Origin of the sequence: Streptomyces sp. KR55 (assembly GCF_052245645.1) — a bacterium.
In the GTDB taxonomy this organism is placed as follows: domain Bacteria; phylum Actinomycetota; class Actinomycetes; order Streptomycetales; family Streptomycetaceae; genus Streptomyces; species Streptomyces flavusporus.
Window position 1 is genome coordinate 1 of the sequence record NZ_JBQQCE010000028.1, and the last position, 22590, is coordinate 22590.

22 protein-coding genes and 1 pseudogene are annotated in these 22590 nt (G+C 70.0%); 13 read left to right on the top strand and 10 right to left on the bottom strand.

Going from position 1 to position 22590, the window contains the following annotated elements; genetic code table 11:
• Positions 1 to 2091 (bottom strand): annotated as a pseudogene (scy, locus tag ACTWQJ_RS06510) (polarized growth protein Scy); the annotation flags it as partial.
• 211 nt (positions 2092 to 2302) lie between these two features.
• Positions 2303 to 2743 (bottom strand): methylmalonyl-CoA epimerase, encoded by a 441-nt coding sequence (mce, locus tag ACTWQJ_RS06515; RefSeq protein ID WP_224740236.1) that lies wholly within the window; start codon positions 2741 to 2743, stop codon positions 2303 to 2305.
• 150 nt (positions 2744 to 2893) lie between these two features.
• On the opposite strand from mce, the gene ACTWQJ_RS06520 reads away from it, so the two are divergent.
• The gene (locus ACTWQJ_RS06520) at positions 2894 to 4096 is read left to right on the top strand and encodes an acetyl-CoA C-acetyltransferase (protein ID WP_443305660.1); all 1203 of its coding nucleotides are present in this window, start codon (positions 2894 to 2896) and stop codon (positions 4094 to 4096) included.
• Positions 4097 to 4133: 37 nt separating this feature from the next.
• Complete coding sequence (gene meaB, locus ACTWQJ_RS06525) at positions 4134 to 5093, top strand: methylmalonyl Co-A mutase-associated GTPase MeaB (protein WP_443305661.1); 960 nt, start codon at positions 4134 to 4136, stop codon at positions 5091 to 5093.
• A gap of 162 nt (positions 5094 to 5255) precedes the next feature.
• Here meaB and ACTWQJ_RS06530 read toward each other — a convergent pair whose 3' ends face one another.
• The gene (locus tag ACTWQJ_RS06530; protein ID WP_443305662.1) at positions 5256 to 5765 is read right to left on the bottom strand and encodes a PepSY domain-containing protein; all 510 of its coding nucleotides are present in this window, start codon (positions 5763 to 5765) and stop codon (positions 5256 to 5258) included.
• Between the two features lie 121 nt (positions 5766 to 5886).
• Between ACTWQJ_RS06530 and ACTWQJ_RS06535 the strand changes: the two genes are divergently transcribed.
• The gene (locus ACTWQJ_RS06535; RefSeq protein WP_443305663.1) at positions 5887 to 6552 is read left to right on the top strand and encodes a response regulator transcription factor; all 666 of its coding nucleotides are present in this window, start codon (positions 5887 to 5889) and stop codon (positions 6550 to 6552) included.
• Positions 6549 to 7997: a sensor histidine kinase gene (locus ACTWQJ_RS06540; protein ID WP_443305664.1), complete on the top strand. Its 1449-nt coding sequence runs from the start codon at positions 6549 to 6551 to the stop codon at positions 7995 to 7997. Before ACTWQJ_RS06535 ends, ACTWQJ_RS06540 begins: the two co-directional genes overlap by 4 nt.
• Before the next feature lie 10 nt (positions 7998 to 8007).
• Here ACTWQJ_RS06540 and ACTWQJ_RS06545 read toward each other — a convergent pair whose 3' ends face one another.
• The 4 genes from ACTWQJ_RS06545 to ACTWQJ_RS06560 form a co-directional block, all read right to left on the bottom strand.
• Positions 8008 to 8484 carry a MarR family winged helix-turn-helix transcriptional regulator gene (locus ACTWQJ_RS06545; RefSeq protein ID WP_224735346.1) on the bottom strand — a complete coding sequence of 159 codons (477 nt, stop codon included), beginning with the start codon at positions 8482 to 8484 and terminating at the stop codon, positions 8008 to 8010.
• Between the two features lie 93 nt (positions 8485 to 8577).
• Positions 8578 to 9375: an AIM24 family protein gene (locus ACTWQJ_RS06550; RefSeq protein WP_443305665.1), complete on the bottom strand. Its 798-nt coding sequence runs from the start codon at positions 9373 to 9375 to the stop codon at positions 8578 to 8580.
• Complete coding sequence (locus tag ACTWQJ_RS06555; protein ID WP_443305666.1) at positions 9372 to 10022, bottom strand: AIM24 family protein; 651 nt, start codon at positions 10020 to 10022, stop codon at positions 9372 to 9374. Before ACTWQJ_RS06555 ends, ACTWQJ_RS06550 begins: the two co-directional genes overlap by 4 nt.
• A 1-nt stretch (position 10023) precedes the next feature.
• Entirely contained in the window at positions 10024 to 10656 is a 633-nt protein-coding gene (locus ACTWQJ_RS06560; RefSeq protein WP_443305690.1) for an AIM24 family protein, read from the bottom strand.
• 183 nt (positions 10657 to 10839) lie between these two features.
• Here ACTWQJ_RS06560 and ACTWQJ_RS06565 point away from each other — a divergent pair, with 183 nt between their 5' ends.
• The 5 genes from ACTWQJ_RS06565 (at position 10840) to ACTWQJ_RS06585 (ending at position 14409) form a co-directional block, all read left to right on the top strand.
• Entirely contained in the window at positions 10840 to 11184 is a 345-nt protein-coding gene (locus tag ACTWQJ_RS06565) for a DUF3817 domain-containing protein (RefSeq protein WP_224735349.1), read from the top strand.
• On the top strand, positions 11181 to 11474 hold the full coding sequence (locus ACTWQJ_RS06570) for an MTH1187 family thiamine-binding protein (protein ID WP_443305667.1): 294 nt from the start codon (positions 11181 to 11183) through the stop codon (positions 11472 to 11474). The genes ACTWQJ_RS06565 and ACTWQJ_RS06570 overlap by 4 nt, the downstream gene beginning before the upstream one ends.
• A 225-nt stretch (positions 11475 to 11699) precedes the next feature.
• Complete coding sequence (locus tag ACTWQJ_RS06575) at positions 11700 to 12209, top strand: MarR family winged helix-turn-helix transcriptional regulator (RefSeq protein ID WP_443305668.1); 510 nt, start codon at positions 11700 to 11702, stop codon at positions 12207 to 12209.
• 43 nt (positions 12210 to 12252) lie between these two features.
• A complete protein-coding gene (locus tag ACTWQJ_RS06580) occupies positions 12253 to 12591 on the top strand; it encodes a DUF3817 domain-containing protein (protein ID WP_443305669.1) in 339 nt (112 codons plus the stop codon).
• A 117-nt stretch (positions 12592 to 12708) separates the two neighbouring features.
• Positions 12709 to 14409: an acyl-CoA mutase large subunit family protein gene (locus ACTWQJ_RS06585; protein WP_443305670.1), complete on the top strand. Its 1701-nt coding sequence runs from the start codon at positions 12709 to 12711 to the stop codon at positions 14407 to 14409.
• Positions 14410 to 14554: 145 nt separating this feature from the next.
• Here the strand turns inward: ACTWQJ_RS06585 and ACTWQJ_RS06590 are convergent, their stop codons facing one another.
• The gene (locus ACTWQJ_RS06590) at positions 14555 to 15166 is read right to left on the bottom strand and encodes a TetR/AcrR family transcriptional regulator (protein ID WP_443305671.1); all 612 of its coding nucleotides are present in this window, start codon (positions 15164 to 15166) and stop codon (positions 14555 to 14557) included.
• Positions 15167 to 15410: 244 nt separating this feature from the next.
• Between ACTWQJ_RS06590 and ACTWQJ_RS06595 the strand changes: the two genes are divergently transcribed.
• The 4 genes from ACTWQJ_RS06595 (at position 15411) to ACTWQJ_RS06610 (ending at position 19708) form a co-directional block, all read left to right on the top strand.
• Positions 15411 to 16385, top strand: coding sequence for a tetratricopeptide repeat protein (locus ACTWQJ_RS06595; RefSeq protein WP_443305672.1), 975 nt, complete (start codon positions 15411 to 15413; stop codon positions 16383 to 16385).
• A 647-nt stretch (positions 16386 to 17032) separates the two neighbouring features.
• Positions 17033 to 17668 (top strand): DUF6230 family protein, encoded by a 636-nt coding sequence (locus tag ACTWQJ_RS06600; RefSeq protein WP_443305673.1) that lies wholly within the window; start codon positions 17033 to 17035, stop codon positions 17666 to 17668.
• Between the two features lie 125 nt (positions 17669 to 17793).
• Positions 17794 to 18357: a DUF6114 domain-containing protein gene (locus ACTWQJ_RS06605; RefSeq protein ID WP_443305674.1), complete on the top strand. Its 564-nt coding sequence runs from the start codon at positions 17794 to 17796 to the stop codon at positions 18355 to 18357.
• A complete protein-coding gene (locus ACTWQJ_RS06610; protein ID WP_443305675.1) occupies positions 18347 to 19708 on the top strand; it encodes a hypothetical protein in 1362 nt (453 codons plus the stop codon). Before ACTWQJ_RS06605 ends, ACTWQJ_RS06610 begins: the two co-directional genes overlap by 11 nt.
• A 107-nt stretch (positions 19709 to 19815) precedes the next feature.
• On the opposite strand, the gene pyk is transcribed toward ACTWQJ_RS06610, so the two are convergent.
• Positions 19816 to 21246 carry a pyruvate kinase gene (gene pyk, locus ACTWQJ_RS06615; RefSeq protein ID WP_443305676.1) on the bottom strand — a complete coding sequence of 477 codons (1431 nt, stop codon included), beginning with the start codon at positions 21244 to 21246 and terminating at the stop codon, positions 19816 to 19818.
• A 74-nt stretch (positions 21247 to 21320) separates the two neighbouring features.
• Entirely contained in the window at positions 21321 to 22553 is a 1233-nt protein-coding gene (locus ACTWQJ_RS06620) for an acetate kinase (protein ID WP_443305691.1), read from the bottom strand.
• Positions 22554 to 22590 lie beyond the last annotated feature (37 nt).

Below are 22590 nucleotides of genomic sequence, written 5' to 3' on the forward strand. Positions count from 1 at the left end.
CTCCTGCGCCAGCCGCTCGGCCGCGGCCTGTGCCTCGGCCCATACCCGTTCGGCGGTGTCCTGCGCCTCCGACTTCAGCCGCTCGGCCTCCGCCGCAGCCTCCGACCGCAGGCGTACGGCGACGGCCTCGCCCTCCGCGCGGGAGGCGGACGCGTCCGACGCGGCCTCGTCGCGCAGCCGCTCGGCCTCCGCCTCGGCCTGCGCCTGGAGCGTGCGGATCCGCTCGGCCGACTCGGCGCGCAGCCGCTCGGTCTCCTCGGCCGCCTCGCGGCGGATCCGCGCGGCCTCCTCGCGGGCGTCGGTCAGCGCCTGCTCGGCGGCGGCGAGCCGCTGCTCGGCCTCGGTGTGCAGCCGGGTCAGCTCGTCGGCGGCCTCCGCACGGCGGGCCTCCACGGCACGCTCGGTCTCCTCGTGCAGCTCCCGTGCGGCGCGCTCGGCGTCGGCCCTGATGCCCTCGGCCTGCTCGACGACCTCCTCGCGGTGCCGCTCGGCCTCCTGGCGGGTGCGCTGGAGGGTCTCCTCGGCCTGCCGGCGCAGCGTCGTCGCCCGCTCGATGGCCTCCGTACGGACCTTCTCACTGTCCGTCGTGGCCTTCTGCCGCAGCTCGTCCGCGTCCGCCTTGGCCTTGGCCAGCAGCTCCTCGGCGGTCTTGGCCGCCTCCTCGATCTGCTGGACGGCCTCCTTGCGGGCCTCGGCACGGATCTTCTCGCCCTCGGCGACCGCGTCGGCCCGCAGCTGCTCGGCCTCGCCGCGCAGTCGGCGCGCCTCCTCCTGCAGCTCGACCGTCTTGGCGCGGTACTCCTTGGTGTCGTCCTTCGCCGCGCCCTTGAGCTGCTCGGCGATGTCGTGCGCCTCGGCCCGCAGCCGGTCCGCCTCGGCCTCGGCCTCCCGGCGGATCCGCTCGGCCTCCTCGGCGGCGGCCTTGGTGGTGTTCTTGGCGTCCTCCGACGCCTTGTTGAGCACGTCCTCGGCGGTCCGGGCCGCCTTGGACAGCTGGCCGGCGGTCTCCTCGGCGGTGATCGTACGGGCCTTCTCGGCGGCCTCCGCGACGATCTTCTCGGCCTCGGCGCGGGCGTCGGCGACGACCTGCTCGGCCTCCGCCTTGGTGGTCTCGGCCTCCTTGGTGGCCTCGCTGACCAGCCGGGCGACCTGCTCCTTGGCCGTCCGGGTGCGGGTCTCGTTCGCCGCCTCGGCGCCGGCCAGGGCCTTGGCCGCGGCCTCCTTGGCCTCGGTGACGAGCTTCTCCGCCTCGGACTGCGCCTTGCGCAGCGCCTCCTCGGCCTCCGTCATGCGCTGCTCGGCGGCCCGGCTCAGCTCGGCGGCCTGGCGGCGCGCGGCGTCGGACTCGGTGACGGTGGAGCTGCGCAGCTGCTCGGCGTGGTCGGTGGCCTCCTGCGCCTGCGTGGAGGCGGCGTTCAGTAGCCGCTCGGCATCCGTACGAGCCCGTCGCAGCAGCTGCTCGGCCTCCGCGCGGGCCGACTCGGCCTCGCTCTGCAGCCGCTGCCGCGCCTCGGTGACCAGCCGCTCGGCCTCCGCGCGGGCGGCCGTCATGGCCTGCGCGGCCTCGGCGCGGGAGTCCTCCAGCAGGCGGCGGGCCTGCTGCTCGGTGCGGGCGCGCAGCTGCTCGGCCCAGGCCACGTTCTCGTTGACGTGCGACTCGACGTTCTGCCGGCGCTCCGCGAGCTCCTGGTCCAGCTGCTGACGGCGGGCCACCGCCTCGGCGTGCAGCTCGGCCTGCAACCGGGCCGCCTGCTCGGCGTGCTCCTGGAGGATGCGCTGGGTCTGCGCCCGAGCCTGGCTCAGCTCGCGCTCGGCGTCGGCACGGAGCTGGTCGGCCTGCATCTGGGCGTTGCGCAGCAACTGTTCGGCCTGATAGCCGATGTCGGCGCTGTCATAGGCAGGCCGGGTCATGAGCGTGCGCCGCGCCTCGTGCAGCTTGGCGCGCAGTACCTCGACCTGGTAGCCGAGGTCCTCGGCGTGCTGGATCGCCTTTTCCCGTTCGGTCTTCAGCCGTTTCATCTCGGCTTCGAACCGAGTGAGGTGGTCGACGTCAGCCGCCGGCTCTCGCTCCTGGCTCTCGTAGCCCCGCACTGCGCGGTCCCATCCGTCCCCTGGTCGCAAGTCTCTCCAAACGAGCTCCGTCCATCCGCCGAACGGGGCCCCCGGGGAATGGTGTCAGATCAACGACGGAGCATGGGCTGCTGCCCCGACGCTCGTCCCCCGAAACCCGGACCCCGGAATGCGGTCGCCCTAGGCGTGAGCGGCGACCGCCCCCAACCCTACCGGCCCATATGTACGAGCATCAGTGCTCAGGTGACTCAACAGGCGCCGAAGTGACCAGTTCTGTCAGTACGCCATGACAGTCCTTGGGATGCAGGAAGGTGATCCGTGACCCCATGGAGCCGCGCCGCGGCTCCTCGTACAGAACGCGTACGCCCTTGTCGCGAATGTCCGCGGCCTCCCCGTCGACATCTGCCGTACCGAAGGCGATGTGGTGGACACCCTCGCCGTTCTTGGCGAGCCACTTAGCGACGGTGGAGTCCTCCCGGGTCGGTTCCAGGAGCTGCAGGTACGAAGCGCCGCCGTCGGACGTATCGTTGATCTTGAGCATGGCCTCGCGCACGCCCTGCTCCTCGTTGACCTCGGTGTGGAACACCTCGAAGCCGTAGGTGGCCCGGTAGAACTCCACGGTCGCGTCGAGGTCGTGGCAGGCAATCCCGATGTGGTCGATTCGCGTCAGCATGGAATCAGTGCAGCGCTCCGGAGGTGGTTACGCAACGTGCGCGCGATCACACCGACAGCCCGATGACGGGGTGGACTACCGCTCAGTACATTCGAAGTAAACCCTCGTTCACTCCTCGGCCCGTGCAGGCCGGTAAGGGGATCGCAGCTCATGACTGGAACGAACAGCACGACCTCGGTGATCGTCGCGGGCGCGCGGACGCCCATGGGGCGGTTGCTCGGCTCGCTGAAGACCTTCTCCGGAGCCGACCTCGGCGGCTTCGCGATCAAGGCCGCCCTCGACCGTGCGGGGATCGGTGGCGACCAGGTGCAGTACGTGATCATGGGCCAGGTGCTCCAGGCCGGGGCGGGGCAGATCCCGGCCCGCCAGGCCGCCGTCAAGGCCGGTATCCCGATGAACGTCCCGGCGCTCACCGTCAACAAGGTGTGTCTGTCCGGCCTCGACGCGATCGCGCTCGCCGACCAGCTGATCCGCGCCGGCGAGTTCGACGTGATCGTCGCCGGCGGCCAGGAGTCCATGACCAACGCCCCCCACCTGCTGCCGAAGTCCCGCGAGGGCTTCAAGTACGGCGCGGTGGAGATGCTCGACGCCATGGCGTACGACGGCCTGACCGACGCCTTCGAGGGCATCGCCATGGGCGAGTCGACAGAGAAGCACAACACGCGCCTCGGCATCGCCCGCCCCGAGCAGGACGAGATCGCAGCCCTGTCCCACCAGCGCGCGGCCGCCGCCCAGAAGAACGGCATCTTCGAGGCCGAGATCACCCCGGTGGAGATCCCGCAGCGCAAGGGCGAGCCGGTCGTCTTCAGCAAGGACGAGGGCATCCGCGCGGAGACGACAGCGGAGTCGCTGGCGAAGCTGCGCCCGGCGTTCTCGAAGGACGGCACGATCACGGCCGGTTCCAGCTCCCAGATCTCGGACGGTGCGGCGGCCGTGGTCGTGATGAGCAAGGCCAAGGCACAGGAGCTCGGCCTGGAGTGGATCGCGGAGATCGGCGCGCACGGCAACGTGGCCGGGCCGGACAACAGCCTGCAGTCCCAGCCCTCCAACGCCATCCTCCACGCCCTGAAGAAGGAGGGCCTGGAGGTTTCCGACCTGGACCTGATCGAGATCAACGAGGCCTTCGCCGCTGTCGCGGTGCAGTCAATGAAGGACCTCGGGGTATCCGTCGAAAAGGTGAATGTCAACGGCGGTGCCATTGCCCTGGGTCACCCGATCGGGATGTCCGGTGCGCGTCTCGTCCTGCACCTGGCGCTGGAGCTGAAGCGGCGCGGCGGCGGGGTCGGCGCGGCGGCCCTGTGCGGTGGCGGCGGTCAGGGTGACGCGCTGATCGTGCGGGTACCGAAGGCCTGAGCGGCTGGTCGCCGACTGTCTCGTGAACGGAGCTGTGATGCAGGACGTCTCCACACTGGTGGCCCAGGCCAGGGAAGGCCGGCCGCGGGCCGTGGCCCGGCTGATCTCCCTGGTGGAGGGGGCGTCCCCGCAGCTCAGGGAGGTCATGGCGGCACTGGCCCCGCTGACCGGCAACGCATACGTCATCGGTCTCACGGGCTCGCCGGGAGTCGGCAAGTCGACCTCCACGTCGGCCCTCGTCACCGCCTACCGCAAGCAGGGCAAGCGGGTCGGCGTCCTGGCCGTCGACCCGTCGTCCCCCTTCTCCGGGGGCGCGCTGCTGGGTGACCGTGTCCGCATGTCGGAGCACGCCTCCGACCCCGGCGTCTACATCCGCTCGATGGCCACCCGCGGCCACCTGGGCGGCCTCGCCTGGGCCGCGCCGCAGGCGATCCGCGTCCTGGACGCGGCGGGCTGCGACGTGATCCTGGTCGAGACGGTCGGCGTCGGCCAGTCGGAGGTCGAGATCGCCTCCCAGGCCGACACCTCCGTCGTCCTCCTGGCCCCCGGCATGGGCGACGGCATCCAGGCGGCGAAGGCCGGAATCCTGGAGATCGGCGACGTGTACGTCGTCAACAAGGCCGACCGCGACGGCGCGGACGCCACCGCCCGGGAACTGAACCACATGCTCGGCCTCGGCGAGTCCCGTGGCCCCGGCGACTGGCGGCCCCCGATCGTCAAGACGGTCGCCGCCCGCGCCGAGGGCATCGACGAGGTCGTCGAGGCCCTGGAGAAACACCGCGCATGGATGGAGGAGCGAGGCGTCCTGGCCGAACGCCGCCTGGCCCGCGCCGCACGCGAGGTCGAGACCATCGCCGTCACAGCCCTCCGCGAACGCATCGGCGACCTCCACGGCGACCACCGCCTGAGCACACTGGCCGAACGCATCGTCGCCGGGGAACTGGACCCGTACCGAGCGGCGGACGAACTGGTGCGCGGCCTGACGACCGCAACGTGACACCCAGCCCGTCTGGGGGTACCCCCTCTGGGGGAGTTTGAGGACGAGGCCGTTCAGGCCGAAGCGGGGGTCCGGGGCGCAGCCCCCAGGGACGAGAAGGGTAGGGGCGGCGGGGGCGAACAAACCTCGCAGCGCCCCGCCACCCTCCCTGCACCACCCCCGTCAGTCGTCGTCCCCGGCCCGCTCGTCGGCATCGTCATCGGAGTCATCGGCGTCATCCATATGGGTGCCAAGCACCCGCCCCGTCGACGCATCGACATCCACGGTGTACGAGCTGCTCCCCCGCCCCAGCACCTCAACCTCCCAGACCCGCCGGTCGCCACCCTCCCCGTCATCCTCGCTGTCGAGCTCGACGGACACGACCGTGCCCGGCACCGCCTTCACCGCGGCCTCGATCGCCTGCGAGGCGGTGAGCGCGCCACCCCCCGACGCCGCGCGGTCGTCCCGGTCGTCGCCTCGGACGTCATCCCGGCCGTCGTCGTCCCGGCCGTCGTCGTCCCGGTCGTCCCGGCCGTCATCCCCGCCCGCGCTCAGTCCGTCCACGGTGACCGACGCCGGAGCCGACGGCGTGGCCGCCACGCCGCCACCACCACCGCCCGCGAAGGCCAGTGCGGACCCGCCCCCGATCACCGCGGCCGTGGTGACAGCCACGATGACGATGTTGCGCTTCATGTCGTTCCTCCCCAATTGGGCTTGCGTTCTTCCGACATGGACCAACCTGCGCCACGAAAGCTGAAGCCCGCCTGAAGCTCCCTGAAGATCGCTTCAGCTTCGGTTTGCGACCCTTAGGGGCATGCGCCTGCTGATCGTGGAGGACGAAAAACGCCTCGCCCTGTCCCTCGCCAAGGGCCTGACGGCGGAGGGCTACGCGGTGGACGTCGTCCACGACGGCCTGGAGGGACTGCACCGGGCGAGCGAGTCGCCGTACGACCTGATCGTGCTCGACATCATGCTCCCCGGCATGAACGGCTACCGCGTCTGCTCCGCCCTGCGCGCCGCCGGCAACGACGTGCCCATCCTCATGCTCACCGCCAAGGACGGCGAGTACGACGAGGCCGAGGGCCTGGACACCGGCGCCGACGACTACCTGACCAAACCGTTCTCGTACGTCGTCCTCGTCGCCCGGGTCAGGGCGCTGCTGCGCCGCCGTGGCCAGCACGGCGCCTCGCCCGTCCTCGATCTCGGTGCCCTCCGGGTCGACACCGCCGCCCGCCGGGTCGCCCTGGACGGGGAGGAGATCGCCCTGACCGCCAAGGAGTTCGCCGTCCTGGAGCACCTGGCGGTGCGGGCCGGTGACGTGGTGTCCAAGGCCGAGATCCTGGAGCACGTCTGGGATTTCGCGTACGAGGGCGATCCGAACATCGTCGAGGTGTACGTCAGCGCCCTGCGCCGCAAGCTGGGCGCCGGGCTCATCCGCACGGTCCGCGGCGCCGGATACCGTCTGGAGGCGCCGAGATGAGGCGCCTGTTCGGTTCCGTACGGGCCCGGGCCACGCTCGCCGCCACGCTCGTCGTCGCCGTAGCCCTGGTCGCCGCGGGGGCCGCCGTACTGATCTCCCTGTACTCCAACCTGACCGAGCAGGCCGGGACCGAGGCGGAGCGCACGGCCCGCGAGGTCGCCGCCGACCTCGCGGGCGGCAGGACCTCCGACCAACTGTCGCTGGACGACGACGACCGGCCGGTCCAGGTCGTCGCCGAGGACGGCACGCTGGTCGCGGCCACCGAGGGCCTGGAGCGGATCAGCGGCACGGGAACCGGGGCGGTGCGCCCGCAGCCCCAGCCGTCGGCCCCGACGACCGGCGCCCCCGGCGACGACGAGGATGACGACGACGATGACGACGACGACGGCTCGAGGGGGAGCGCCACCCTCCGTCCGGGCGAGATCGGCGAGGACGCGAGCTTCACCGACGGCTCGGCGACGGTCGACGGCACCACGGCGGACTACCGCTTCGCCGCCGTGCCGGTCGAGGTGCCCGACCGGGGTACGTTCACCGTGTACGCGGGCGGTCCGCTGGCCGCCGAGCAGAGCGCGGTGAGCACCGCGCAGACCGTCATGCTGATCGGGTTCCCGCTGCTGCTGGGCGTCGTGGCGGGCGTGACCTGGCTGGTCACCCGGCGCGCACTGCTGCCCGTGGAGGGCATCCGGCGCGAGATGGCCGAAATCACCGCCTCCGAGGACCTGTCCCGGCGGGTGCCCGAACCGGACACCCACGACGAGGTCGCCCGGCTCGCCGGCACCACCAACGAGACCCTGGCCGCGCTGGAGACCTCGGTGGAACGCCAGCGGCGGTTCGTCGCCGACGCCTCGCACGAGCTGCGCAGCCCCATCGCGTCCCTGCGCACCCAGCTCGAAGTGGCCGCCGCGCACCCGGAGTTGCTGGACCTCCACGGGGCCGTGGCGGACACCGTACGGCTCCAGCGGCTCGCCGCCGATCTGCTGCTGCTCGCCCGGCTGGACGCGGGGGAGCGGCCCGTCAGCGACGCCCGGGTGGACCTCGCCGCGCTGGCACGGGAGGAGGCCGCGGGCCGGAAGAACGTGACGGTTCGGGCCGGGTCCCTCGAAGTGGCCGGATCCCGCGGTCAACTGGGGCGCGTGTTGGCCAATCTGCTGGACAACGCCCAGCGGCACGCCCGCTCTGCGGTCACCGTGGTCGTACGCCGGGAGGGGGACCGGGCCGTGCTGCAGGTGGCCGACGACGGCGACGGGGTGCCCGCGGCGGACCGGGAGCGGATCTTCGAGCGGTTCGTACGGCTGGACGCGGCCCGCAGCCGGGACGAGGGCGGCGCGGGGCTGGGCCTGGCCATCGCCCGCGATGTCGCCACCCGCCACGGCGGCACGCTCACGGTCCAGGACGCACCGGCAGGCGGAGCCCAGTTCGAACTCCGCCTGCCGCTCGCCCGGTGACGCCTCCCGGTCAGGGGCGGCCGCGGTGCCCGCGCAGGTGTTCCGCGATGGGTTTGAGGGCCTTGTCGAGCTCCGTCAGTGCCTCGGGTGACAGCAGGTCGATGAAGTGCCTGCGCACGGACGCCACATGGTGGGGCGCGACCTTCTGCATCGTCTCCATGCCGTGCTCGGTGAGGACCGCGTACAGTCCGCGCCGGTCGGACTCGCAGTTCTCCCGGCGCACCAGGTTGGCGTTCTCCATGCGGGTGATCTGGTGCGAGAGACGGCTCTTGGACTGGAGGGTGGCGGAGGCGAGGTCGCTCATCCGCATCCGGAAGTCCTCCGACTCGGAGAGATTCACCAGGATCTCGTAGTCGTTCATCGTCAGGCCGAACGGCTGCAGGTCCTTTTCGAGCTGGTACGTCAACAGCCTGTTGACCTCCAGGTGGGTGCGCCAGGCACACTGCTCCGCATCGGTCAGCCAGCGCGTGGCCGTTTCGGTCTCCATGAATGAAGTCTACCTAAGAAAGTTGAAAAGCGAACTAATGAGGGTGGTGTGACGGTGCGCACGCGTTCGACGTCACACTCCGCAGACTACCGCTCACAGCCCGAAGCGACGCTGGAGGTCTCCGAGCTGTCCGGGAAAACGCGGTGCGCCGCCTTGCGATCCGTGCCCTCCGGTCACCCCGTCGCCACCGGGTACCCCGGCCTGCTGCGGAGTCGCCCCCGTGGCCTGCTCCGCCATCAGCGCCTCGGACGACTGGAGCAGCACGGTGCCGGCTCCCACGAACTCGAACTGATGCTCCTCTCCAGAGGCCCCGCCGAGGCCCGTCAGTGCACGTAGACCGCCCATTACGCCCGTCATGTAGCCATGGTCGTAGTGGTGGCACGGAGACGGGCAGTCGGCCCAGCCGACGAGCGCCTGCGGATCCACCCGGATCGGGGGATCCATGAACACCACCGGACCGTTAGATGCGGCCACGAACTTTCCGGTTCCGATGAGTGTCAGAAAGCCCGGCACGATCGACTGCTTGAGTGCGAGAGTTGGCTGAAAAGCGAGCAGGTTGCCCGAGCGAATGGTCAGATTGCCGTCCTCCAGGTCATACGAATTCACATCGAAGGCCCGGTCGGCGAGGAGCATCTTGCCCGAGCCCTCCGCCACCACCCAGTCGCTCGCGTGCAGAGGCGAATGAAAGGACGTACGGACAAGTCGGTCGAGTCGGCCGTGCCCGATGCCGTTGAAGTCGATCGAGCCGTAGTAGGCGATCATCTTCCCCTTCTGCAGGAACCACTGGGTCCCCTTGAGCTCCACGCAGAAGGTGTACGCGTTGACGTTGTCGTCGGCGGGCAGGGTCGCCGGATCGTGGGCGACGGGGCCGGCTCCGGGATGGGTGGTCAAAGCTTCTCCTCCGACGCCTGGACGTACACCGCACCGCTGCCGCTCAGCTCCAGCTGGAACGCCTCGCCGGAGCCACGGCCCACCATGTCCCGCCAGCCCAGCGCGGTCGACAGTTTGTTGCGCACGTCGCCGTGGTGGGCGACGTAGGCCTGAGGGTCGACGTGCACGGGACGCTGCGGGGTGATCGGCACCTCGAACACGCCGCCGTGGGCCATGACGGCGACGGACCCATGCCCCTTGAGGGTGGTGGTGAACAGCCCCTGCCCGGTGACCTGCCCCCGGACCATGCCCATGACGCCGCCCTGCGAGCCCATGAACATGGTGCCCTGCTGGAGGGTGCCCTCGAAGGCGAGGAGCCGGTCCGCCTCGACATAGAGGGTGTCGCCGGTGAGGTTGATCACCTGGACGTGGTGGCCGCCGTGCCCGAAGAGCACGGTGCCGCTGCCTTCGACGGTCATGAGCGGGGTGTCCTCGTCGGCGACCCGGCGCCCGATCATCGACATGATCCCGCCCTGGCCGCCGCTCATGTTGGGCGTGAAGGTCACCTCGCCCTTGTAGGCGAGCATGGCGCCGCGCTGACTGAACAGCCGCTGCCCCGGCATGACGGTCGCCTCGACCATCCTGGAGTTGATCTCACGGAAGGCCATGTCACACGTCCCCCGCGATCGTGTTCCGCTCGCTCGGCTGGACGTAGACGAGCCCGTCCCCCTCGAACCGGATCTGGAAGGCCTCGCCGCCGCCCTCCCCCATGAACGTGCGGAATGTCACACCGGACTGGAAGGACTGCCGCAGGTTCCCCTGGTGCGCGACATACGCCCCCGGGTCGACGCTCAGCGGATACTGCGGACTGACGCGCAGCACCACGGCCGGCCCGTCCGACATGATCGCCGCCTGACCGTGCCCCTCGACGGTGGTCGTGAACAGCCCGTTGCCCTGCGAGGCGCCGCGCAGCCCCGTGAACGACGTGCCCGTGCGCAGGCCGGCCTCGGTCGCCAGCAGATTGCTCGACTCCACGTACAGCTTCTCCCCTCGGAGGCCGACGAGGTTGATCTCGGAGGCACGGTCGGCGAACCAGCAGGTCCCGTGTCCCTTCACCTCCATCATGGTCATCTGTTCACCGGTGATCCGCCGGGTCACCATCCCCCGGATGCCCTCACCGCCGCCGCTCATCTTCTTGAAGGCCATCTGCCCGTCGTACGCGACCATCGAGCCGTTCTTCGCCCTCACGGCGTCCCCGGTCATGTCGACGGCGAGCACCTTGCTGCCTTGAAGTCGGAACATCGCCACGCTTGCGACGGTAACCGGCGAGGGGACCTGCCGACAGGGCCTGTGGAGGGAGACGACGCCGAGGTTCCCTTAGGGGGCGGCCCCCCAATCCGGCGTCCGGACGGCGTTTGCCACAATGGCCGAGCGTTTGTGCGTCCGTTCACAAAGCGACGAAGACTCTCCCACCGAAGGTGACCCGTGGACCTCAAGACCGCCACCGCCCTCCGCCGCCTCCGTCTGGTCTCGGCTCCGGAGGCCGTGTCCTTCCTCATCCTGCTCGTCTGCTCGGTGCTGAAGCGGACCACGGACTTCAACGCGGTGCCCTTGATGGGCGCGGTCCACGGCTTCCTCTTCATCCTGTACGTGATGTTCTGGGCGGACGCCTGGAACCGCGCGAAGTGGCCCTTCGGCCGGGCTGCGCTCTACTTCGTCCTCTCCGTGCTGCCCACCGGCGGCTTCTTCGCCGAGCGCATGCTCAAGCGTGAGGCCGAGAACGCCGTGATCGCGTCCCGCGCCCGCAAGGAAGGGACCGTGAACGCGTGATCGTCGCCTTTTCCGTGACGCCGCTGGGTGTCGGCGAGGACGTCGGGGAGTACGTCGCCGAGGCTGTCCGTGTGGTCCGTGAGTCGGGGCTGCCGAACCGTACCGACGCGATGTTCACATCGGTCGAGGGTGAGTGGGACGAGGTCATGGACGTCGTCAGGCGTGCTGTTGCTGCCGTGGAGGAACGGGCGCCGCGCGTTTCTCTGGTGCTCAAGGCGGACATCCGGCCCGGAGTGGCGGACGGACTCACGTCCAAGGTGGAGACGGTGGAGCGGTACCTCGCGGAATAGCCACCGGTCGGCTGTGCCGCGGCTGACTGTGTTGCTGTGCGGCGTGGAGCTGGGCGGGGGTGGGTGGCGCAGCCCGGCGCTGACGGGGTGCCGCCCGCGCCCACCCGTGCCGCCCTGGGCGGCACGATTGCCCGCGGCTGATGCGGGCGTGCACCCCTGCCGATGTCCGACCGAAGGGCGAGACGGGGCTGACCGTGATATGACCGGCCGGTATGGTCTGGTGTCGTGCCGAAGCCGCTCAGCCTTCCCTTCGATCCCATCGCCCGCGCCGACGAGCTCTGGAAGCAGCGCTGGGGCAACGCGCCGTCCATGGCCGCGATCACCTCGATCATGCGGGCGCACCAGATCCTGCTCGCCGAGGTCGACGCGGTCGTCAAGCCGTACGGGCTGACCTTCGCGCGCTACGAGGCGCTGGTGCTGCTCAACTTCTCCAAGGCCGGCGAGCTGCCGATGTCGAAGATCGGCGAGCGCCTCATGGTGCATCCGACGTCTGTGACGAACACCGTGGACCGTCTGGTGAAGTCCGGCCTGGTGGACAGGCGCCCCAACCCCAACGACGGCCGCGGCACGCTCGCCGTCATCACGGACAAGGGCCGCGAGGTCGTCGAGGCGGCCACCCGTGACCTGATGGCGATGGACTTCGGACTCGGCGTGTACGACGCCGAGGAGTGCAACGAGATCTTCGCGATGCTGCGCCCGCTGCGGATCGCCGCGCACGACTTCGAGGAGCAGTGACCCGGGGAAAGATCGCCCGGAACGGGCGGATACGCTCGACCGCATGAAAAAGAGCGTGCTGACCCGCTACCGCGTCATGGCCTACGTCACCGGTGTGCTCCTGGTTCTGCTGTGCCTGTGCATGATCGGCAAGTACGTGCTGGACATCGACGGTGCTGCGGACGCCACCCGTGTCGTCTCCATCGCGCACGGCTGGCTCTACGTCGTCTACCTGGTCTTCGCCTTCGACCTGGGTTCCAAGGCGAAGTGGCCGGTCGGCAAGCAGCTGTGGGTCCTGCTGGCGGGCACGGTCCCGACGGCCGCCTTCTTCGTCGAGCGGAAGATCTCGGGCGAGCTGGAGGCCAAGGTCGCCCAGGACGCGCCGGCGCCCGCGAAGGCGTGAGCATCCCGCCGTACGCGCACGCGTACGGCGGCCCCTTTCCCCCGGTTACCAGGGCGTTCCGCTGAATCCTCCCTCTGCCGTCGACATTTACTAGGACGTCCAAGTAAATTGGAGGGTATGGACGCTGACGCCATCGAGGAGGGCCGCCGACGCTGGCAGGCCCGGTACGACGCCGCGCGCAAGCGCGAGGCCGACTTCACCACGCTCTCCGGGGACCCCGTGGAGCCGGTGTACGGTCCCCGGCCCGGGGACACCTATGAAGGCTTCGAGCGGATCGGCTGGCCGGGGGAGTACCCCTTCACGCGCGGCCTGTATCCGACCGGCTACCGGGGGCGTACGTGGACCATCCGGCAGTTCGCCGGGTTCGGGAACGCGGAGCAGACCAACGAGCGCTACAAGATGATCCTGGGCAACGGCGGAGGCGGACTCTCGGTCGCCTTCGACATGCCGACCCTGATGGGCCGCGACTCCGACGACCCGCGCTCGCTCGGCGAGGTCGGCCACTGCGGGGTGGCGATCGACTCGGCGGCCGACATGGACGTGCTGTTCAAGGACATCCCGCTCGGCGACGTCACCACCTCGATGACGATCAGCGGTCCGGCGGTCCCCGTCTTCTGCATGTACCTGGTCGCCGCCGAGCGCCAGGGCGTCGACCCCGGCGTTCTCAACGGCACGCTGCAGACGGACATCTTCAAGGAGTACATCGCGCAGAAGGAGTGGCTCTTCCAGCCCGAGCCGCATCTGCGCCTCATCGGCGACCTGATGGAGTACTGCGCCGAGCGCATCCCCGCCTACAAGCCGCTGTCCGTCTCCGGCTACCACATCCGGGAGGCCGGGTCGACGGCCGCGCAGGAGCTGGCGTACACGCTGGCGGACGGCTTCGGGTACGTGGAGCTGGGGCTGTCGCGCGGGCTGGACGTGGACGTCTTCGCGCCGGGGCTGAGCTTCTTCTTCGACGCGCACGTCGACTTCTTCGAGGAGATCGCCAAGTTCCGGGCGGCGCGCAGGATCTGGGCGCGCTGGATGCGGGACGTGTACGGGGCGAAGTCCGAGAAGGCCCAGTGGCTGCGCTTCCACACGCAGACCGCCGGAGTCTCGCTGACGGCCCAGCAGCCGTACAACAACGTCGTCCGTACGGCCGTGGAGGCGCTGGCGGCGGTGCTCGGCGGCACGAACTCGCTGCACACCAACGCGCTCGACGAGACGCTTGCGCTGCCGAGTGAGCAGGCGGCGGAGATCGCGCTGCGTACCCAGCAGGTGCTCATGGAGGAGACCGGCGTCGCCAACGTGGCCGATCCGCTGGGCGGTTCGTGGTACGTCGAGCAGCTGACCGACCGGATCGAGGCGGACGCCGAGAAGATCTTCGAGCAGATCAGGGAGCGGGGGCTGCGGGCGCATCCCGATGGGCAGCACCCGATCGGGCCGATCACGTCCGGGATTCTGCGGGGGATCGAGGACGGGTGGTTCACGGGCGAGATCGCGGAGTCCGCGTTCCGGTACCAGCAGGCTCTGGAGAAGGGGGACAAGAAGGTGGTGGGCGTGAACGTCCACACCGGCTCCGTCACCGGGGATCTGGAGATTCTGCGGGTGAGTCACGAGGTGGAGCGGGAGCAGGTGCGGGTGCTTTCCGCGCGGCGTGCGGGACGGGATGACGCGGCTGTGCGTGGTGCGCTGGACGCGATGGTTGCGGCTGCGCGGGGTGGGGGCAACATGATCGAGCCGATGCTGGATGCTGTGCGGGTGGAGGCGACGCTGGGGGAGATCTGTGGGGTGCTGCGGGACGAGTGGGGGGTGTACACGGAGCCTGCCGGCTTCTGAGGGTCACGGCGTCGGGGCTGGGCGGGGGTAGGGTGCGCAGCCCGGCGCCGGCGGGGGTGCCGCTGCGCCCACCCGTGCCGCCCTGGGGGTCCCCTCAGGCCTTTAAGGCACTGGAGGAGGCACGACTGCCCGCAGCTGCGTACGGCTACGGCGTCAGGCCGTGCAGTAGTGCGCGTGTGAAGGTTTGGACCCATTCCTCGTCCGCTGGTTCCGCGCTCACCAGGGTGCGGTGGACCACCGCGCCCGCGACCATGTCGAAGATCAGGTCCACCGTGCGAGCCGATTCCGCCGGGTCCGTCTCCGGGGGGAGCTCCCCACGCGCCTGGGCGCGGGCGCGGCCCTCCAGGACCAGGCGTTTCTGGCGGTCGACGATCGACGTGCGGATGCGCTCGCGCAGCGCCTCGTCGCGCGTCGACTCCGCGACCACCGCTATCAGGCCGCTCTTGGCCTCCGGGCGGGCCAGGATCGCGGCGAACTGCAGGACGACGCCCTCGATGTCGGCGGCCAGTGAGCCGCGGTCGGGCAGGCGCAGTTCGTCGAAGAGTTCCGCCACCGCGTCGACGACCAGTTCGTTCTTGCCCGCCCAGCGGCGGTACAGCGTCGTCTTCGCCACCCCGGCCCGCGTCGCCACGTCTCCCAAGGTGAGCTTGGACCAGCCCAGTTCGACCAGAGCCGCCCGGGTCGCGGCCAGAATCGCGGTGTCGGCGGCGACGCTGCGCGGGCGTCCGGTGCGGCTGGCGGGGGTGCGGCTCTGCATCCCCCGACCCTAACTGGCCGGTTCTGTGGGGCAGTGAGGGAGATCACCGGGCGGCGGTGCCACGCAGGCTCTGCATGGCATTACGCTACGACTCGTAGCGAAAGCTCGTGGAGGCGTACGCGAGCGACGACCACAGGGCGTGGGGTGGGGACCCGGCGCCGCAGACCACGCAGTCGGCCACCCTTCCGGGTCCGGCTTTCACGGCGTTTTTCACACACGCGCGGGAACGGGGGAGGATAGACGCATGCAGCCACGGAACATGTCCATGAGCGGCGTCGTCGACCTCGCCGCGGTGAAGGCGGCCCAAGAGGCCAAGGCGAAGGCGGAGCAGGCGCGCGCCGAAGCGGCCCGGAAGGGCGGGGGCGGGGCCGTCTCCCCGGCCGATCTCGTCATCGACGTCGACGAGGCCGGATTCGAGCAAGACGTCCTGCAGCGCTCCGCCGAGGTCCCGGTCGTCATCGACTTCTGGGCCGAGTGGTGCCAGCCCTGCAAGCAGCTCAGCCCTGTCCTGGAGCGGCTCGCCGTCGAGTACAACGGCCGCTTCGTCCTCGCCAAGATCGACGTCGACGCCAACCAGATGCTGATGCAGCAGTTCGGGATCCAGGGGATCCCGGCGGTCTTCGCCGTCGTCGCGGGCCAGGCGCTGCCGCTCTTCCAGGGAGCGGCCGGTGAGGCGCAGATCCGGGAAACCCTCGACCAGTTGGTGACAGTCGCCGAGCAGCGCTTCGGGCTGACCGGCCTGACCGTCGACCCGGAGGCCGAGCCGGGCGGCCAGGCCGCGCCCGCGCAGGCGCCGGCCGGGCCGTACGACGCCCTGCTGAACGCGGCGGCGCAGGCGCTGGACGCGGGCGACCTGGGCGGGGCCGTCCAGGCGTACAAGAACGTGCTCGCCGACGACCCCGGCAATCCGGAGGCCAAACTCGGCCTGGCGCAGGCGGAGTTGCTCCAGCGGGTGCAGGGCCTCGACCCGCAGCGGGTGCGCAAGGAGGCGGCCGAGAAGCCGGCCGACGCGCAGGCGCAGATCGCCGCCGCCGACCTGGATCTGGTGGGCGGTCATGTCGAGGACGCGTTCGGGCGGCTCATCGACACCGTGCGGCGTACGGCGGGCGAGGACCGGGATGCCGTACGGCTGCGGCTGCTTGAGCTGTTCGAGGTGGTCGGCGCCGACGATCCGCGGGTGACCGCGGCGCGCCGGGCGCTTGCCCGCGCCCTGTTCTGAGCGGGGCGGAGGACCTGTTCCGCGGGCCTCCCGGCGCCATGAGGCGGCTGGTGCCCGAGTGACGGAACTGCCGATGGAGGGCCACTGCGGCCGCGCTTTACCAAATCTTGGTAATCGCGGCCGCTGTTACTGCGAGTAAGTCGCGGGCGCTGATCTGTCGGATTCTGTCCAGCGATCAATAGTTTTGTCCTCCCCCTACTTGCCACCCAGCGTCGCTGAGCGAGACCGAGGGGTCGTTGTTCGGTTATCCGGCCGTTACTAGTGAGTAACGAACCCCCTTGTGCGGGCGGCGAGAATGCACCACGATCGGCGACGCTCGGTCCATTCCCGCACCCCGACAGCCGGTCGGGTCACGGGATTTCCTGGGTCCCCACCGAGCAGAGTCGACGGCAGTGGCGCCGGCTCTTGGACAGGGGGGTCTTCGCCCACCGCGAAGCCTGTCCAGCAAGGTTGTGCGTGATGCGTGTCAGGCGCGACCAGTGGTTGTCGCTCGGGGGTGATCGCCGGTGATTCGGGCGCGGTTCGCGCCGCCGAGCGCAGGCGCTCTCCTTCCCGAGGACGTAGCACTTCTCCCATCCCTGCCCCGCTGAGCCGTCGTCCGAGGGCGAGCCGGGTGCCAGGAGATGTACGTCCGAGAAGGAGGAAATATGGAGTCCCAGGTGCGTGGTGGGACCAGATGGAAGCGGTTCGCTGTGGTCATGGTGCCCAGCGTTGCCGCCACGGCATGCATAGGTGTCGCACTCGCTCAGGGCGCTCTGGCCGCGTCGTTCAGCGTTTCCGGCCAGTCGTTCAAGGTCACGACGAAGCAGCTCGACGGTACGGGCTTCTCGCAGTACGGCGCCCTTGACGAGGGCTACACGCTCGACGGCAAGAAGACGGTTCACCCCGTCGCCGTCTCGGCGTTCAAGCAGGCGACCATCAAGAGCCTGTGCCAGTCGGTCGTCACCCCGAACATTCCGGTGCTCGGGAACGTCAGTCTGATCCTGCGGGCCGGCGACGGTGCCACTCCGGTCGAGGCCGAGAACCTGTACATCGACGTCGCCCAGCTCGAGGCCGACGCGACGTTCCGGGGCATCGACATCGGTGTGGCCGCCAAGGACGCCAGCAAGGGTCCGGGCATGAAGGGCGGCGGCGAGCAGGCCAACCCGTACGGGTTCGCCCAGCAGGCCGACTCGGTCACGCTGAAGGACGTGAAGCAGACGGCGTGGGCCACCACCGCCGGAACCTTCAAGCTCAGCGGCCTGAAGATGTCGCTGTCGACGGGTGTCAAGGAGTGCTACTAGGCACTCTCTGACGGGCGGGGGAGCCGATGGCGCCCCCGCCCGTCCACTCTCCGCCCCCACTGCACCGCATCTGCACGCAGTACATCTCTCCACCACAGCAACGCCGTTCCAGGGAGCTGTTTTCCATGAGCGCCGAGACTCCTGCCGCGCCCGGCCACAACGAGCACTACCTCCGGGTCTTTCGGCGGAACTTCCGCGCCTGGCGGGGCACAAGGCCTTTCTGGGCCGGCCTGTTCGTCATGCTCGGCGGACTCCCCATCGCCTACTTCCCGTACGCAAACCTCCAGATCGGCCACCTGACGCTGGCGATGGCCACCACCGCGGGTGCCGGATCCCTGATCATCGGCGTGCTGCTCGTCGTCCTGGGCTTCAGCCTCTGGTTCCAGAAGCACGTCCGCACCTTCGCGGGCGTCGCGGCGATCCTGCTGGCGCTGGTGTCCATCCCGGTGTCCAACCTCGGCGGTTTCCTCATCGGCTTCCTGCTGGCCCTCATCGGCGGCGCGATGGCCGTGGCATGGGTCGAGGGCGCGCCGCCCGCGCCGGAGCAGGCGGACACCAAGGGAACGGGCGGTGCCCCCGAGGGCGCGGTAGCGCCGGGCACCGCAGTCGCGGACGGGGTGGACAAGTCCAACGATCTGTCAGGAACGAGCCCCGGCAACGAGGCGAACGGGAGGCACAGTGCCGGCTGACGAGGTGACCCACGGGACTGAAGTGGACGAGTCCCGTGTGAGAACCGGGCCGCGCCACGCGGCACCCAAGAAGCCGCTGTTCACCAGGTTCCACATGCCGGCCGGCAAGGCGATAGCCCTCGCGGCGATGCCCACGGCGGTCCTCATGGGGATGGGGTTCACACCGAAGCTCGCCCTCGCCGAGGACCAGCCGGCCTCCCGGAGCCTGACGGCCGACGAGTACAAGGACTGCGTCGCAGCCCTGGAGGAGGCCGAGAACGGCTCCTCCGAGTCGGCTACACCGTCGCCCTCCGCCTCGGCGAGCGAGAGCGCGTCCGCGGACGAGGCGGAGCCGAGCCCGTCGGCGTCGTCGGACGCGTCGTCCTCTTCCGGGAGTCCGGGGAGTTCGGACTCCTCGGGCAGCGACTCTTCGTCGGATTCAGGTGCCGACGACGAGGCCGAGCCCACGCCGTCGCCCTCCGCCTCGGAGAGCAAGGAGTCCGAGCCGGCCGGTGGCGCCACCGCGGAACCGTCGCCGTCCGAGAGCGACAAGGGCGTGCTGGAGACCATCGGCGACGCGGTCACGGGCGTCGTCGACACCATCACCGGCGCCGGCCAGGAGACCGCGAGCCCGACGCCGTCCCCGTCCGCCTCGGCGAGCCCGAGCGCGAGCGAGGCCCCGTCGTCGGGGAGTTCGGGGAGCACCGAGGACTCCGGCAAGGACACGTCCGACCCCGTCGAGGAGACCACCGACAAGGTCACCGACACGGTCGAGGACACCGTCGAGGACGCCACCGGTACGGCGTCCGAGGCGGCCGAGGACGCGGGCGAGGCCGCGCAGGAGGCCACCGCCTCCCCGACCCCGAGCCCCTCGGCGAGCTCCACCACGGACGTGGACGACTGCCCGGTCGCCACCGACGAGGAGGGCGGCGTCGACAACACCGTGCCGCTGCCCGACGACCCCTGGTTCCTGGACGCCAGTTCGCTGCTGCTGAAGGGCGCCGACTACCAGGGCATCGTCAAGGTGAAGACCGCCAACGGCTCGGTCAAGGAAGTACTGAAGTACGTCATATCGGACGGCACCGACATCGACGACCTGCACCAGAAGGTGGAGGACGAGCAGTTCGGCAAGACGTACCACGTGCAGGCGGCCGAGGGCTCGACGTCCACCATCCGCGACGGTGAGACGGTGATGTACACCGAGCGCATCTCCGGCAACCTGCTGGGCCTGATCCCGGTCACGTTCGACCCGGAGCACCCGCCGCCGCTGAACATCCCGCTGATCTACTTCACCAAGGTGAAGGTCCAGCAGGCCGGCCAGTTCGGCGGGACCCTGCACGTGCCCGGGCTGCATCAGTACGTCACCGACTGAGCGCCCCGCAAAGCCCGTTCGGGAGCCGCAACAACTGAGGGCGCCCCCTGTCGCAGGGGGCGCCCTCAGTGCCGTACGAAGGCCGCTGTGCGCGCGCCGGCGGCGCGTCAGTCGCGCTCGCCGCCGCCCAGGTGGTGGACGCGGACCATGTTGGTGGTGCCGGGGACGCCGGGGGGCGAACCGGCGGTGATGATCACGATGTCGCCCGGGTCGAAGCGGTTGAGCTTGGCGATCTCCTGGTCGACCAGGTCGACCATCTCGTCGGTGCTGTTCACGAACGGCACGACATGCGACTCGACGCCCCAGCTGAGCGTCAGCTGGTTGCGGGTGGACTCGTCCGTGGTGTACGCGATGATCGGCTGTTCGGCGCGGTAACGGCACAGTCGGCGGGCGGTGTCACCGGACTGGGTGAACGCCACCAGGCCCTTGCCGCCGAGGAAGTCCGCGATCTCGCAGGCGGCACGGGCGACCGAACCACCCTGCGTGCGCGGCTTCTTGCCCGGGACCAGCGGCTGGAGCCCCTTGGACAGCAGCTCCTGCTCGGCCGCCTGGACGATCTTCGACATCGTCTTGACGGTCTCGATCGGATACGCGCCCACGCTCGACTCGGCGGACAGCATGACCGCATCGGCGCCGTCCAGGATCGCGTTGGCCACGTCGGAGGCCTCGGCGCGGGTCGGCCGGGAGTTGGTGATCATCGACTCCATCATCTGGGTCGCCACGATCACCGGCTTGGCGTTACGGCGGCACAGCTCGATCAGGCGCTTCTGCACCATCGGGACCTTCTCGAGCGGGTACTCGACGGCCAGGTCGCCGCGCGCGACCATCACACCGTCGAACGCCATCACGACGTCCTCCATGTTCGCCACCGCCTGCGGCTTCTCCACCTTGGCGATGACCGGGACGCGGCGGCCCTCCTCGTCCATGACCCGGTGGACGTCGTGCACGTCCTTGGCGTCCCGGACGAAGGACAGGGCCACCAGGTCGCAGCCTATGCGCAGCGCGAAGCGCAGGTCCTCGACGTCCTTCTCGGACAGCGCCGGGACGTTGACGGCCGCGCCGGGCAGGTTGATGCCCTTGTGGTCGGAGATGACGCCGCCCTCGATGACGATCGTCCTGACCCGCGCGCCCTCGACGTCCAGCACCTTCAGCTCGACGTTGCCGTCGTTGATCAGGATCTGGTCGCCGCGCGCGACGTCGCCGGGCAGACCCTTGTAGGTCGTCCCGCAGATCGTCTTGTCGCCCGGGACGTCCTCGGTGGTGATGGTGAACTCGTCACCGCGCACCAGCTCGACCGGCCCCTCGGCGAAGGTCGCGAGGCGGATCTTCGGGCCCTGCAGGTCGGCGAGGACACCGACGGCCCGGCCGGTCTCCTTGGCGGCGGCCCGGACCCGGTCGTACCGCCCCTGGTGCTCGGCGTGCGTGCCGTGGCTGAAGTTGAAGCGGGCCACGTTCATGCCGGCCTCGATCAGCGCGACCAGTTGCTCGTGGGAGTCGACCGCGGGGCCGAGAGTGCAGACGATTTTCGAACGGCGCATGGGGGCGATCCTATCGGTTTGTTTCGCTGCGGAATATTCCGTCTGGCGGAAAATACAAAAGGGCGGGATGTCGCTCAGGTGAGGTTCTGTGACCCCTTTACCAGCGCGTACGTCTGTGTCGCGATCTCCAGTTCCTCGTCGGTCGGCACGACCGCCACGGCCACCCTCGCGTCCTCGGGCGAGATCAGTCGCGGTGCGTCGCCGCGTACGGCGTTCAGCTCGCTGTCCACCGCCAGGCCCAGCTCCTCCAGGCCCGCCACCGCAGCTTCCCGCACGGGCGCCGCGTTCTCGCCGACCCCGGCCGTGAACGCGATCGCGTCCACCCGGCCGAGTACCGCGTAATAGGCGCCGATGTACTTCTTCAGGCGGTGAATGTAGATGTCGAAGGCGAGTTGCGCCTGTGCCGCATCCTCGCCGCCCGCATCGATCCGGCGGCGGATCTCCCGCATGTCGTTGTCCCCGCACAGACCGATCAGCCCGCTCTTCTTGTTGAGAAGAGTGTCGATCTCGTCTGCGGACATTCCGCCAACACGCATCAAATGGAAGATGACGGCCGGGTCCATGTCTCCGGAACGCGTACCCATCACGAGCCCCTCCAGCGGCGTCAGCCCCATGGAGGTGTCCACGCACCGGCCGCCCCTGACCGCCGAGGCGGACGCCCCGTTGCCGAGGTGCAGCACGATGACGTTCACGTCCTCGGGGGCCCTGCCGAGCAGCTGAGCCGTGGCCCGGGAGACGTAGGCGTGCGAGGTGCCGTGGAAGCCGTAGCGCCGGATGCGGTGCTCGTCGGCGGTCTGCACGTCGATCGCGTAGCGGGCGGCGGACTCCGGCATCGTCGTGTGGAACGCGGTGTCGAAGACGGCGACCTGGGGCAGGTCGGGGCGCAGTGCCTGGGCCGTACGGATGCCGGTCAGGTTGGCCGGGTTGTGCAGCGGGGCGACCGGGATCAGCCGCTCGATCTCGGCGAGCACGGTGTCGTCGACGACCGTCGGCTCGGTGAAGTGCTTCCCGCCGTGCACGACCCGGTGGCCTATCGCCGCCAGCTCGGGCGAGTCGAGACCGAGGCCGTCCTTGGCCAGTTCCGCCGACACGGCCTTCAGGGCGGCCTCGTGGTCGGCGATCGGCCCCGTCCACTCCCGGGTCTCGGTGCCCGTCGGGGTGTGCTTCAGGCGGGAGGTCTCCTCGCCGATCCGCTCGACGAGGCCCACCGCGAGCCGGCTGCTGTCGAGCATGTCGAGCAGCTGGTACTTCACCGACGAGGAGCCGGAGTTGAGGACGAGGACTCGCGTAGAAGGGGTCGAGCGCAGCTCGTCCGATAGGGCGGTGGTGGGAGACGGGCGGGAC

What these genes read in the sequence shown, in the direction of transcription:
- mce (WP_224740236.1), bottom strand. Translation starts at nt 2,743, where the DNA reads ATGCTGACGCGAATCGACCACATCGGGATTGCCTGCCACGACCTCGAC.
- ACTWQJ_RS06520 (WP_443305660.1), top strand. Translation starts at nt 2,894, where the DNA reads ATGACTGGAACGAACAGCACGACCTCGGTGATCGTCGCGGGCGCGCGG.
- meaB (WP_443305661.1), top strand. Translation starts at nt 4,134, where the DNA reads ATGCAGGACGTCTCCACACTGGTGGCCCAGGCCAGGGAAGGCCGGCCG.
- ACTWQJ_RS06530 (WP_443305662.1), bottom strand. Translation starts at nt 5,765, where the DNA reads ATGAAGCGCAACATCGTCATCGTGGCTGTCACCACGGCCGCGGTGATC.
- ACTWQJ_RS06535 (WP_443305663.1), top strand. Translation starts at nt 5,887, where the DNA reads ATGCGCCTGCTGATCGTGGAGGACGAAAAACGCCTCGCCCTGTCCCTC.
- ACTWQJ_RS06540 (WP_443305664.1), top strand. Translation starts at nt 6,549, where the DNA reads ATGAGGCGCCTGTTCGGTTCCGTACGGGCCCGGGCCACGCTCGCCGCC.
- ACTWQJ_RS06545 (WP_224735346.1), bottom strand. Translation starts at nt 8,484, where the DNA reads ATGGAGACCGAAACGGCCACGCGCTGGCTGACCGATGCGGAGCAGTGT.
- ACTWQJ_RS06555 (WP_443305666.1), bottom strand. Translation starts at nt 10,022, where the DNA reads ATGGCCTTCCGTGAGATCAACTCCAGGATGGTCGAGGCGACCGTCATG.
- ACTWQJ_RS06560 (WP_443305690.1), bottom strand. Translation starts at nt 10,656, where the DNA reads ATGTTCCGACTTCAAGGCAGCAAGGTGCTCGCCGTCGACATGACCGGG.
- ACTWQJ_RS06580 (WP_443305669.1), top strand. Translation starts at nt 12,253, where the DNA reads ATGAAAAAGAGCGTGCTGACCCGCTACCGCGTCATGGCCTACGTCACC.
- ACTWQJ_RS06585 (WP_443305670.1), top strand. Translation starts at nt 12,709, where the DNA reads ATGGACGCTGACGCCATCGAGGAGGGCCGCCGACGCTGGCAGGCCCGG.
- ACTWQJ_RS06590 (WP_443305671.1), bottom strand. Translation starts at nt 15,166, where the DNA reads ATGCAGAGCCGCACCCCCGCCAGCCGCACCGGACGCCCGCGCAGCGTC.
- ACTWQJ_RS06595 (WP_443305672.1), top strand. Translation starts at nt 15,411, where the DNA reads ATGCAGCCACGGAACATGTCCATGAGCGGCGTCGTCGACCTCGCCGCG.
- ACTWQJ_RS06600 (WP_443305673.1), top strand. Translation starts at nt 17,033, where the DNA reads ATGGAGTCCCAGGTGCGTGGTGGGACCAGATGGAAGCGGTTCGCTGTG.
- ACTWQJ_RS06605 (WP_443305674.1), top strand. Translation starts at nt 17,794, where the DNA reads ATGAGCGCCGAGACTCCTGCCGCGCCCGGCCACAACGAGCACTACCTC.
- pyk (WP_443305676.1), bottom strand. Translation starts at nt 21,246, where the DNA reads ATGCGCCGTTCGAAAATCGTCTGCACTCTCGGCCCCGCGGTCGACTCC.